This is a genomic window from Promicromonospora sp. NPDC059942, from assembly GCF_042731755.1.
Taxonomy (GTDB): Bacteria; Actinomycetota; Actinomycetes; order Actinomycetales; family Cellulomonadaceae; genus Promicromonospora.
In genome coordinates this window covers 17,430-29,607 of record NZ_JBHWLR010000035.1, presented here as the reverse complement: position 1 = coordinate 29,607, position 12,178 = coordinate 17,430, and the positions used below count along the sequence as shown (strand labels likewise).

The window sequence follows — 12,178 nt, the reverse complement described above, 5'->3', positions numbered from 1 at the left end:
CGTCGGGCTATTGACCTCGTCTGCTCCGTCCCTTCTCTTGTCGGGGTTGGGGGGGTGGGTGGGAGACGTGCACGTCTCGTCGTTGGAGGGTGCGTGGACGGGGCCGTCCGGTACTGCTGGGTGCGATCAGCGAGCGTAGAACTCGACGACCATCTGCACGTCGCAGGTCACGGGGACCTCGGCGCGCTTCGGTGCACGGGTCAGCGTGGCGGTCAGCTTCTCGAGCTGCACGTCCAGGTAGCCCGGGAGCGTCGGCAGCACGTCGCGGTGCGCGCCCGCGGCGGCGACCTGGAACGGCACCGTGGTCTGGCTCTTCGGCTTGACCTGGATGGTCTGGCCGGGCTTCACGCGGAACGACGGGCGGTCCACGATCTTGCCGTCCACCAGGATGTGACGGTGGGTCACGTGCTGGCGGGCCTGCAGGATGGTGCGGCCGAAGCCGGCACGCAGCACCACGGAGTCCAGACGGGTCTCCAGGTCCTCGACCATGACCTCACCGGTCAGGCCGGCCTGCTTGCGGGCGTTCTCGTAGACCTTGAGAAGCTGCTTCTCGCGAAGCATGTACTGCGCACGCAGACGCTGCTTCTCGCGCAGACGCACCGCGTAGTCCGACTCGGTCCGACGGCGGGCACGACCGTGCTCACCGGGCGGGTACGGACGCTTCTCGAAGTGCTTGACGGCCTTGGGCGTGAGCGCGAGGCCCAGCTTGCGGCTCAGGCGCACCTGACGGCGCGCACGGGTCACAGAAGTCACTGTGATGTCCTGTCCTGTAGATATTGAAGGTCACACCCGGACACGACTCCCCCACGAAAGGGGACCGCACCGGGTGCGGGACCAGCCGATGGAGCGGGTGCGTGAGCACCGTGCTCGCGGGGCCGAGGTCCCAGGGCGTTGCCATGGGCAACCTGAAGATCTTACCGCACGTCGGCGTTCCGGCTCGCCGTGGGGCTGCTCACTTCCCGGCGCCTCCGCTGCCGCCGTCACTCCCGAGGATCCCGCGGATGCGCTCCAGGCGCTCCGCGACCTGCCGCTCGTACCCGCGGTCGCTCGGGTCGTAGTAGCGCGAGCCAGCGAGCACGTCCGGCAGGTACTGCTGCGGCGCGACGCCGTGCGGCCAGTCGTGCGCGTACCGGTACCCGTCGCCGTGCCCCATCTGCTTGGCGCCCGCGTAGTGCGCGTCGCGCAGGTGCGGCGGCACCGTGCCGACCTTGCCCGCGCGGACGTCGGCCAGCGCGGCGTCGACCCCGAGGTAGGCGGCGTTCGACTTGGGGGCGGTGGCCAGGTGCACCACGGCCTCGGCCAGCACGATGCGCCCCTCGGGCATGCCGATGAGCTGCACGGCCTGGGCGGCGGCGACGGCGGTCTGCAGGGCCGAGGGGTCGGCCATGCCGACGTCCTCGGCCGCGGAGATGACCAGGCGCCGCGCGATGAACCGCGGGTCCTCCCCCGCGGCGACCATGCGGGCCAGGTAGTGCAGGGCGGCGTCGACGTCCGAGCCGCGGATGGACTTGATGAACGCCGAGATGACGTCGTAGTGCTGGTCGCCGTCGCGGTCGTAGCGGACGGCGGCGACGTCGACGGCGCGCTCGACGTCGGCCAGGCCGATCAGCGGGGTGGTGCCGTCCGCGCCGGTCGCCGGCTCGTCGTCCGAGAGCACCGCGCCCGCGGCGGCCTCCAGGATGGTGAGCGCCTTGCGGGCGTCGCCACCGGCGAGGCGCAGCAGGTGGTCGGTCGCGTCCTCGTCGAGCTCGACCGCGCCGCCGAGGCCCCGCTCGTCGGTGACGGCGCGCAGCACGAGCGCGCGCACGTCCTCGGTCTCCAGCGGCTTGAGCGTGAGCAGCAGGGAGCGCGACAGCAGCGGCGAGTTGACGGAGAAGCTGGGGTTCTCGGTGGTCGCGGCCACGAGGGTGACCCACCGGTTCTCGACGCTGGGCAGCAGGGCGTCCTGCTGCGACTTGGAGAACCGGTGCACCTCGTCGACGAACAGCACGGTCTCGTCGCCGCCGGTGGCGAGCCGGCGCCGGGCGTCCTCGACCACCTGGCGCACGTCCTTGACGCCCGCGGTGACGGCGCTCAGCTCCACGAAGCGGCGCCCCGACACGGTGGCCACGAGGTAGGCGAGCGTCGTCTTGCCCGTGCCGGGCGGCCCCCAGAGGATGACCGACGACGGCGCGGCACGGCCGCCCCCACCTGGTTCGATGAGCCGCCGCAGCGGCGACCCGGGGACCAGCAGGTGCTCCTGTCCCGCTATCTCGTCGATCGAGGCCGGGCGCATCCGCACGGCGAGGGGCGACGACGCCCGCGCGGTCGGGGTACCCGCGCTGTCGGTCGTCACCGTACTGAAGAGGTCGTCGAACACCGCCCCAGCCTACGGATGCTCACTGACACCCACGTGCTCACCGACACCCACGTGCACGGCCGGCGCCTGGAGAGGCCACGGCTCGTTGGGCTCGCGCGGGTCCTCGGGCAGGAGGGTGCCGACCCAGGCGTCCCGGCGCACGCCGCGCTGCAGCCCGTGCCGGCGCAGGGTGGCCTCGTGCCGGAAGCCGAGGCGCCAGGCGACGCGGCGGGACGCCCAGTTGCCCACGTAGGCGACCCAGCTCACCACGGACAGGCCGAGCCCCTCGGGGTCCAGGGCCCAGTCGACCACGAGCCGGGACGCCTCGGTGCACAGCCCCCGGCCCCGCGCGTCCGGGGTCATCCAGAAGCCGAGCTCCCCCGCGCGCTCCTCCGCCGGGGTGCCCTCGCACGTGAGGCCGACCATGCCGATCAGCGGCCCGTCGGCGTCGCCCGGGGCGCGGACCGCCCACGTGTACACGGAGCCCTTGGCCCAGCCCTCGGAGACGTGGTACCGCACGAAGCTCTCGGCGTGTCTGCGCTCGTAGGGCACCGGCACCACCGTCCACTCGGCGACGGCGGGGTCCTGGCAGGCCGTGGTGATCACGTCCACGTCCGAGTAGGTCGGGACGGACAGGCGGACGTGCTCCGTGGCCAGGACGAACGGTTCCATCCCTCGATGGTGCCACAGAAACAGCCCCCCACCTGCAGGTTTACCGTTTTGGGTCGCTGCTTGCGGGAGTCGGGCGCGTGACGTCGGTCACGCCTTCGCGGCGTCTCCGGGCCCGTCGGCGGCGGCCTCGTCACCGGGCGGGCCGGTGTCGTCATCCACACCGTCGCCGTCCGACCCGGCGCCGTCGACCTGCTCGTAGGCGGCGCCGTCGTCGACCGGCTTGCGCAGGGCGCTGTACACGGCCCAGGCCACCGCGATGAGCGGGACGGCGACGATCGCGCCGAGGATGCCGCCCACCACCGTGCCGCACGTGACGCCCAGGGCGACCACGACGGGGTGCAGCGAGACCTGCTTGCCCATGATCAGCGGCTGCAGCACGTGGCCCTCGAGCTGGCCGATCCCCGCGATGCCGAGCGTGACGATCAGGGCCGTGAGCAGGCCGTCGGCCGCGAGCGCCACCACCGCCGCGATGATCATGGCCAGCGGCGCGCCGATGAGCGGGATGAACGTGCCGATGAAGACCAGCACGGCGAGCGGGGCGGAGAGGGGCACGCCGAGGATCGTGAGGAAGATCCCGGCGAGGATGCCGTTGGTGATGGCGACGAGGACGGTGCCGCGGGTGTAGCCGGAGAAGGTGTACCAGCCGACGTCGGCGGCCTCGCTCCAGCGGCCGCGGGTGCGGGCGGGGACCTGCTGCATGAACCAGCGCCACATCGCGCCGCCGGAGGCGAGGAAGAAGACGGTGCAGAAGATCGCGAGCGCCAGCACGGCGATGCCCTCGACGATGGAGCCGGCGCTCTCGGCCGCCCGGCCGACGAGGGTCTGGGCGTTCTCCTGGAGCCAGTTGGCGGCGTCGTCGATCCACTGGTCGCGCGTGTCGACCTGGACGTCGACGGGGAGGGGGTTGTTCTCGATCAGGCGCACGATCTGGTCGATGCCGGTGTTGAACTCCCCCGCGAGCCGTTCCCACTGGCCGGCGACGGAGACGACGACGTACGTCACGAGGCCGCCGACCACGAGGATGCCGGACAGGATGGCGGCCGCGGTGGCCAGGGCCCGGGGCATCACCCGGTCATACAGGTCGGTCAGGGGGTTGAGCACCGCGGTGAAGACCAGGGCCAGGAAGACCGCGACGAACACGAGCAGCACCTGGGTGACGGCCCAGAAGACCAGGGCGACCCCGGCGACCACCAGGATCAGGCGCCACGACCAGCCGGCGGAGGTGCGCAGCCACGGCGGCGGCGCGGAGTCGCGCTGCTCCGGGCCGGCCGCCTGCGGTGCGGCTGGTCGTGGTGCACCGTGCGGTGCGGGGTGTGGTGTGGCGTGTGGTGCGGGGTCAGGCACCGAGTCAGTCTGCCTCATGGGGGGCCGCTGTGCTCTGTACCGGCACCTTGCCCTGTGCCGGCACGTCGCCCAGCAGCGGCGCCGTCCCGCGCAGGGTGCTGAACACGGCCCAGGCCACCGCGGTGAGCGGGACGGCCACGACGGCGCCGAGCAGGCCGCCCAAAACCGAGCCGGCGGCGACGACGAGCGCCATCACCACGGGGTGCAGCGAGACCTGCTTGCCGGTGATCAGCGGCTGGAGCACGTTGGCGTCGAGCTGCGCGACGACGACCATGCCGATCAGCACGACCAGCGCCAGCACGGGGCCCTTGGCGGCCAGCGCGACGAGCACGCTGATCACGATGGCGGCGACGGGGCCGATCATGGGGATGAACGCGCCGAGGAACACCACGACGGACAGCGGGAGGGCCAGGGGCACGCCGACGACGGACAGGAAGATCCCGGCGAGGATGCCGTCGGACAGCGCGACGAAGAACATGCCCCGGGTGAAGCCGGCGAACGAGTTCCAGCCCGCGGCGGCGGCCGCCTCCCAGCGGTCGTGCCGGTCGGCGGGGACGAAGTCCAGCGCCCAGCGCCACATGCGGGCGCCCTGGGTCAGGAAGAACACCGTGCAGAAGATCGCGAGCACGACGGCGGTCGCGCCCTCGGCGATCGACCCGGCGCTCTGGGCGGCCGTACCCGCGTAGTCGCCGGCGTGGGACTGGAGCCAGGCGCCCCCGTCGGTCAGCCAGTCGCCTGGGCCGCCGATGCCGGCCAGCATCGGGATGCCGGTGAGCAGCCCGGCCAGGTCGGTCAGGCCCGTGGCGAACTCGGCGGTGAGGTCCTCCCACCGGCTCACCACGGACGAGACCACGTAGGTCACGAGCGCGCCGACGGCGAGCACCGCCGTCAGCAGCGACGCGGCCATGGCCAGGCCGCGCGGCATGACCCGGTCGTAGAAGTCGCCCAGCGGCAGGAGCACCGTGGTGAAGACCAGGGCCAGGAACAGGGCGACGAACACGACCTGGATCAGGCCCACCACGTAGAACACGATGGCCACGGCCGCCACGATGCCGACCAGCTTCCAGGCCACCTCGCCCGCGGACCGGATCCACGGTGCGCCGAACGTGCTGGGCGGCGGGGCCTGCCCGGGAACCTGCTGTGCGACCGGCCCTGCGGCCTGCCCTGCGGCCTGCCCTGCGGCCTGCCCTGCGGCCTGCCCTGCAGCCGGCCCTGCGACCTGCTCAGTGGCCACGGCCTCCGGGGTGGTCGGCGGCTCCGCCGCTGTCGTCGGCGCTACCGTCGGCGCGTCAGCCGTCATCGCCATGCTCCCAATTTTGTTATGGGCGAATTGTCCAGGGCGGACCCTAGCGGCGCGGCGCTTCTCCCGACAACTCCCCCTCACTCCGTGAGCGGCCGCCCGGTCAGCGCGCGAGCGGCTGCCCGGTCAGCGCGGCGACGGCGCGTTCGATCGGAAGCGAGCCGGCGCGTGCGCCGGCACGCGGGGCGGCCTGCGCCGTCGCCTGCGCGGTGGCGCGCGCGACGACGGCGGCGCGCCGGTCGTCCTGGCCGGTGGCGCCGGGCGGCAGCAGGGCGGCGACGGCGCGCACCACCTCCGGGTCGGATGCCGCGTCGACAAGGGTGTCGGTCCGGCCCAGAGCGAGGTCGGCCGCGGCGGCCGTCCCGGCGTCGGGCGAGGTGGCCAGCAGCTCCAGCGACAGCGCCGCGGCGCCGAGCACCCCCGCGCCGAGCACGGACTGCAGCACGTCGCGGTCGCCGAGCAGGCCGGCGACCACGGCGTCGTCGGGTGCCGTACGCACGAGGGCGACCGGGAGCGACGCGACGCTCTCCCCCCGGCGCGCGGCGAACCGCGCCGTCAGCTCGTACCTGCCGGGCGCGGGGAACAGCGGTGCGCTTCCCGACGACAGCAGCGGCACCGCGGCGACCAGGCGCCCGCCCACGGGCAGGTCGACGGACCGCGGCGCCGAGTCGGCGGGCCACGGCCACGTGGCCCGTACCGGCGCCCGCCCGGCTCCCGCGACCTCGATCTCCAGGTCGCCCTCGACGAGGTTCAGCCGGGCACTGACGGTGGCGGGGCCGCCGGTCGCGACGAGCTCGACGTCCGCGAACACGATGCGGTCGAGCGGGACGGAGGCCGCGGTGGGCCGGAGCCGCAGCTCCAGCCCGCCGCCGCCCTTGCCGCCGCCCTGAACTGTGTCTGTCACGGTGTCGATCCCTCCCGTGTCGATCCCTCCCGTGTCGATCCTTCCCCCGCGCGGCTCACGTGTCGCCCGGTCAGCGGCCCTGCGGCTCGGTGAAGTCCGCCGCGACGCGCTGCGCGGCGGCGAAGTCCTTCCCCGCGGCCGTACGGGCGCCGCCCTTGGCGCGCGACTTCAGCGCCGCGATCGTGTCGGCCACGACCGGGGCGTTCTTCTCGGTCGGGCTCGCGACCGTGACCGCGAGCGCCGCCGCGCGCTCCGCCGTCCGCCCGGAGACCGCCAGGTCGAGGAAGCGCGCCGCCTCGTCCGGGGCCGCCGCCCGCACGTCCTGGGCGCGGACGTCCGTGAACGAGCGGGTGAGCGAGTTCGCGAGGACGAGGGCGCCCGCGGCTCCGGTGTCGGTGTCGCTGTGCTGCTCGGCCAGGTCGGTGAGGACCGCCCGGGCCGAGGCGTCGGTGGCGAAGTCGCCCAGCGCGATGGCCCGCCCGACGCCGGGCGTCAGGGTCTTCGCGCTGATGTCCACCTCGGCGGCGGTGGCCGGGCCCCGGACGTCGACCGTGACGGGCGCGGAACGCACCGTGGTCAGCGGGTCCACCTCGAGCTGCGCGGCGACGGTGTGCCGGCCGGGTTCCGTGAACGTGACGCCCTGGTTCGTGAAGAACACCTGGACGTGGTTGCGGACCGACTCCCCCGGCTGCAGCACGACGGTAGGGCGCGGGCCGCAGCCGATCGCGACGTCGACGAGGTGCTGCAGCGAGTGGTCGGGCGGCGTGTGCAGGAAGACGAGGTCGCCCTCCGACAGGTTGATCAGCGTCGTGACCGTGCGCGGCTGGTCCGACACGTTGGTGAGCGCGACCTCGGCGGTGACGTACTCGCCCACGTACGCCTGGGCGGGCATGGTGACGGTGAGCTCCAGGCCCTCGTCGCCCGTGTCGCCGCCGAGCCCGGCGACGTCCACCGGCGCCGGGAGCCCCGCCGACAGGTCGCCGTGCCCCCACCCGAAGTTCTTCCAGCCCGGGCGCACCTGCGGGTCGGGCGAGTGGATGAGCGAGGTGCGGTCGTGGTCGGAGAACACGAACGCCGCGTTGTTCGGGTACGGGTTGGCCGCGGTGGCGAAGCCGATGACGTCGCCCGTCTGGTTCATGATCTCGATGCCGATGCCGGGGTTGTGCACGTCGTGCTTGGGGTGCCACAGGTTGAACGCGTGCCCGGCCTCGTGGACGAGGGTGCGCAGGAACGCCGCGGGCACCTCGTCGAGCGGGCGTCCGCGCGCCGGGGCCGCGATGACGGCGTCGTTGCCGAGCCGTACGTCGGCGAAGCCGGCCGCGCCCTCGCGGGGCACGGTGTCGTCGTCGAACATGATCCCGAACAGGCCGCCCTGCGACGAGCCGACGAACAGCCACAGCCGCCACCCCTCGCCCGGGACCGCCTGCCGGTGCCCCGTCATGAGGGTCGCGAGCTCGGCGTTGGTGAGGTCGGCGTCCTCCGGCACGTTGATCTCGTCCGTGACGACCGTGACGTCCCAGCCCGCGGTCGCGTAGACCGAGCGCACCGTGGCGGTCGCGCCCGAGCCGATCGTGGCGGACGCCGGGAAGACGCGGTTGACCATGGCGTCGACCTCGATGCGGCAGCCGCGGTACATCGGCGACGTCTTGCGGGCCGTGACGTTGGTGACGGTGCCGCCGATCGACAGCGTGCCCGTCATGCGCTGCGACGGGCCGAGGACCGTGGCGGCCGTCGCCACGACGAGCGGCCGGCGGCAGCTCAGCGTGAGGGTGCCCGTGTCGGTCGAGACGAACTCCTGCGTGGTGCGGTTCCACAGGTGCCGCACGATCTGCACGGTCAGCGTGCCGCCGGCGTAGGTGGCGCCGTTCGACCGGAAGTACCAGGAGTACTCCGACGCGGGGAAGGCGGGGTACCAGCGGAAGCTCAGCGACGGGATCTCGGCCAGGATGCCCGGGTCGATCCCCGTGGTGTCCTGCTCGTCGGCGCCGGGCCGGACGGCGGCTCCCGGCTCGCGGACGACGGCGCCCGCGAGAGGCCCCGGGTCGGGGACCGGGAACGGGCTCGGGATCGGAAGGCGCGGCTCGAGAACGGGCGGGAAGACCCGTCGGGAGTACATGTCGCCCGAGACGCGCAGCGACGAGGCGCCGACCTCGATGCGCATCGCACCGCGCACCTCCGGGCCGAACACCGTGCGGCGCTCCAGCTCCAGGAGCCACGAGCCGTCGAGCGTGCCGATGGGACACGGCCGGGTGAGCAGCTCCGGCCGGATGACGGGACCGACGACGAGCTGGCCGTCGGCGTCGAACGTGAGGGGCGCGGTGTGGTGCCCGTGCCCGTGGTGGTGCCCGTGGTGGTACTCAGCGGTGGCCTCGTCGCCGCATCCGCAGTCGTGGTCCATGGTCGTTGCTCTCTCTCCCGACCGCGGACGCGGCCGCTGACTGGGAGGAGAGCCCACGGGACGGCGCTGATGGCCGCGGCGCCCCAGTTCACCCGAAGATCACCCGGGAACCGAGGGAAGTCAGTGACCGGCGAAATCGGGTGAAATATTCCCGCCGTCCGCGGGGTTGGCGTCCGGGTGAGGTGCCCGCGGACGTGCTCGTACGCGATCGCGAGGGCGCGGCCGACGACGAGAGGTGAGCAGTGACCGACATCGTGCAGAACCCGTTCGCGATCCAGCCCGGGACGGTCCAGCGGGGGCTGACCCGGATCCGTGCCCTGAGCGAGGGCGAGGTGGTCGCCGACGCCGCCGCACCCCTGCTGGTGTGGGAGTACTCGTACGCGCCCCGGTACTTCTTCGCGTCCGAGGACGTCCGGGCGGAGCTGCGCCCGGCGGGCGAGGGCGAGCGCTCGCGCGCGCTCGGGCCGAGCGAGCTGTTCGACGTCCTGCTGGGCGACCGCGTCCTGAGGCGCGCCGCCCAGCGGTATCCCGAGGCGCCGACCGAGGGCATGCGCGGCGCGTACACGCTGACCTGGACGGCCATGGACACCTGGCTCGAGGAGGACGAGGTGATCCACTTCCACGCCCGCAGCCCCTACGTGCGGGTCGACACCCTGCACTCCAGCCGCCACGTGCGGGTGGTGCTGGGCGGCGAGGTCGTCGCCGAGTCGCACCGGCCGGTCGTCCTGACCGAGACCGGCCTGGTGCCCCGGTACTACCTGCCGCGGGTCGACGTCCGCATGGACCTCCTGACGCCGACCGACGCCGTGAGCTACTGCCCGTACAAGGGGACGGCGCGGTACTGGTCGGTGACCGCGGGCGACCTCAAGGTCCACGACGCCGTCTGGGGGTACGAGACCCCGCTGCGCGAGGCGGCAGGAGTTGCCGGGCTGGTCTGCTTCTGGCCCGAGAAGAGCGCCGACCTGGAGGTCTGGGTGGACGGCGAGCGGATCGGGCAGCCGTAGGTCCGCGCGAGTCAGGCGCGCGACGTGCGCCCCGCGAGCGCCCGGAACGCGACGGTGAAGCTGACCAGCGCGACCGCGGCGATCGACGCGGCCCCCTGCCACAGCGCCGTGCCGTCCCAGCCGTCCATGATCAGTGACCGCAGGGCCGCGAGCAGGTACGTGACGGGGTTGTAGACGGCGATGGTGGCCAGCCATCCGGTCAGCGCGTCCAGCGGGAGGAAGGACGTCGTCAGGAACGCGAACGGGAAGAAGAGCAGGAAGCTGGAGCTGACGGCGGCGGGGTTCCCGGTGCGCAGCGCGATGGCGTAGGGGAACCCGGTGAAGGCGAGACCCCAGAATCCGGCCAGCACCAGGAAGGCGAGCACGCCGGCCGCCCCCGTGGCGAACCGCACGCCGAGCGCGAATCCGAGCACCAGCACGGGGACCGACAGCGCGACGACCAGGACGAGGTCGGCCACCATCAGGCCCAGCAGCAGCGAGGTGCGGCGCATCGGCGTGAGGAGGAGCCGGTCGAAGTAGCCGCCGGTGATGTCCGTGACCAGGGCGCTCGCCCGGGAGATGCCGGTGACCGCGAAGACGATCGCCACGGGGATCTGGAACGCCTTGAAGTCGTCGATGCCGGCCATGGAGGCGACGTCGGACAGCGCCCCGACGTTGACGACGAAGAAGAAGAGCGGGATGACGAGCGCGGGGATGATCGCCTCCGGCTCCCGGGGGATCTGCCGCAGGGCCCGGATCGCGACCGACGAGAGGTCTCGCCAGAAACCTGCGGGACGGCCGTGGACGGTCTCCTGCCGGACGTCGGGCGTGGTGCGCTCGGTGCTCATGGCCGCCCCGTCTCGTCGTCGTCACCGATCCGCTCGCCGGTGACCCGGAAGAACACGTCGTCGAGCGTGGGGCGCCGCAGGGCGAGCTCGCGGACCTGGATGCCCGAGCGGTCGAGCGCGAGCGCCACCGGGCTGATCGCCTGGGCGCCGTCCTCGACGGAGATCATCAGCCGGTGCGCGTCGACGTCGATGCTCCGGATGCCGCCGACGCCGGCCAGCGCGGTACGTGCCGAGCCGGGCCGGTCGGCGACGTCCACGACGACGACGTCGGTCCCGATGGTGCGCTTGAGCTCCTCGGGCGTGCCCTCGGCGACGATCAGGCCGTGGTTGATGATGCCGACCCGGCCGGCCAGGGCGTCGGCCTCCTCGAGGTACTGGGTGGTGAGGAAGACGGTCATCCCGAGGTCCCGGTTGAGCCGCCGGATCTCCGCCCAGACGGCCGCGCGGCTGATCGGGTCGAGCCCGGTGGTGGGCTCGTCGAGGAACAGGACCTCCGGGTTGTGCACCAGCGCGAGCGCCACGTCGAGGCGGCGCTTCATGCCCCCGGAGTAGGTCGCGACCCGGTCGTCGAGGGCGTCGCCGATGTCGATGAGCTCGCGCAGCGCCGCGACCCGGAGCGCGGTCTCCCGCGTGGTCAGCCCGTAGAACCGCCCCTGCAGGCGCAGCATCTCCAGGCCGGTCTGCTTGTCGTCGAGCGCGGCCTCCTGCAGGGCGACGCCGATGCGTAGCCGGACGGCGGTGGCGTCGTCGACCACGTCGTGCCCGGCCACCTGGGCCGTTCCTCGCGTGGGTGCCAGGAGCGTGCAGAGCACCCGGGTGAGGGTCGACTTCCCGGCGCCGTTGGGGCCCAGGAACCCGTAGACCTCGCCTGCCTCGACGCTGAGGTCGACGCCGGCCACCGCCCGGTTGTCACCGAAGTGTCGTTCGATGCCACGGGCCACGACTGCCGGTTCTGGCATGGCCGTTCCTTCCGCCCGAAGGCACCGCCGGTCGCGGACCGTCCCCCTGACGAACAGCGCTGCCGAGACAGCACTGCCGAACTGCTCTGACAAGCTGCACTGCCGAACAGCGCTCCCACCACTGTCGCAGGCCCGGCCACGTGCAGCGCGGCGAGGAACACACCTTCGTAGTGCCCGCGTGGGCGACCGGCCAGGATGCCCAGATGGTGGAGATCGTCGCGTCCTCGGGCCCCGTCACGCTCACCGGAACCGATACGACTGGATCCTCACCCACACGGATTCGCCGAGTCAGCCAGCTGGTCCGACCACCCGGCTGACTCGGCAACAGGCGGACGCCGAGTCAGCCATTCGGTCGGACCACCTGGCTGACTCGACAACAGGCGGACGGCGAGTCAGCTCGCTGGTCGGACCATCCCGCCGTTGGGTCAAGCG

General features: G+C 73.0%; 10 protein-coding genes. 1 reads left to right on the top strand and 9 read right to left on the bottom strand.

All coding sequences use genetic code 11. The features are described from left to right. Positions 1-126 precede the first annotated feature (126 nt). From rpsD to ACFV9Q_RS28330, 7 genes are all read right to left on the bottom strand, one after another. Positions 127-753, bottom strand: a complete 627-nt coding sequence (gene rpsD / locus ACFV9Q_RS28360) for a 30S ribosomal protein S4 (protein WP_182615637.1) — start codon at positions 751-753, stop codon at positions 127-129. 199 nt (positions 754-952) lie between these two features. After that, positions 953-2,359: a replication-associated recombination protein A gene (locus ACFV9Q_RS28355; protein WP_377237176.1), complete on the bottom strand. Its 1,407-nt coding sequence runs from the start codon at positions 2,357-2,359 to the stop codon at positions 953-955. 9 nt (positions 2,360-2,368) lie between these two features. Next, positions 2,369-3,010, bottom strand: coding sequence for a GNAT family N-acetyltransferase (locus ACFV9Q_RS28350; RefSeq protein WP_377237175.1), 642 nt, complete (start codon positions 3,008-3,010; stop codon positions 2,369-2,371). Positions 3,011-3,097: 87 nt separating this feature from the next. Then, positions 3,098-4,354 (bottom strand): AI-2E family transporter, encoded by a 1,257-nt coding sequence (locus tag ACFV9Q_RS28345; protein ID WP_377237174.1) that lies wholly within the window; start codon positions 4,352-4,354, stop codon positions 3,098-3,100. A 4-nt stretch (positions 4,355-4,358) separates the two neighbouring features. After that, positions 4,359-5,660: an AI-2E family transporter gene (locus tag ACFV9Q_RS28340; RefSeq protein ID WP_377237173.1), complete on the bottom strand. Its 1,302-nt coding sequence runs from the start codon at positions 5,658-5,660 to the stop codon at positions 4,359-4,361. Between the two features lie 97 nt (positions 5,661-5,757). Continuing rightward, positions 5,758-6,558: a hypothetical protein gene (locus ACFV9Q_RS28335; protein ID WP_377237172.1), complete on the bottom strand. Its 801-nt coding sequence runs from the start codon at positions 6,556-6,558 to the stop codon at positions 5,758-5,760. A 70-nt stretch (positions 6,559-6,628) separates the two neighbouring features. After that, complete coding sequence (locus tag ACFV9Q_RS28330) at positions 6,629-8,956, bottom strand: hypothetical protein (protein ID WP_377237171.1); 2,328 nt, start codon at positions 8,954-8,956, stop codon at positions 6,629-6,631. Between the two features lie 242 nt (positions 8,957-9,198). Here ACFV9Q_RS28330 and ACFV9Q_RS28325 point away from each other — a divergent pair, with 242 nt between their 5' ends. Beyond that, positions 9,199-9,960, top strand: coding sequence for a DUF427 domain-containing protein (locus ACFV9Q_RS28325; protein WP_377237170.1), 762 nt, complete (start codon positions 9,199-9,201; stop codon positions 9,958-9,960). A gap of 11 nt (positions 9,961-9,971) precedes the next feature. On the opposite strand, the gene ACFV9Q_RS28320 is transcribed toward ACFV9Q_RS28325, so the two are convergent. After that, a complete protein-coding gene (locus ACFV9Q_RS28320; RefSeq protein ID WP_377237169.1) occupies positions 9,972-10,787 on the bottom strand; it encodes an ABC transporter permease in 816 nt (271 codons plus the stop codon). Next, positions 10,784-11,746, bottom strand: a complete 963-nt coding sequence (locus ACFV9Q_RS28315; RefSeq protein WP_377237168.1) for an ATP-binding cassette domain-containing protein — start codon at positions 11,744-11,746, stop codon at positions 10,784-10,786. Before ACFV9Q_RS28315 ends, ACFV9Q_RS28320 begins: the two co-directional genes overlap by 4 nt. Positions 11,747-12,178: the final 432 nt, after the last annotated feature.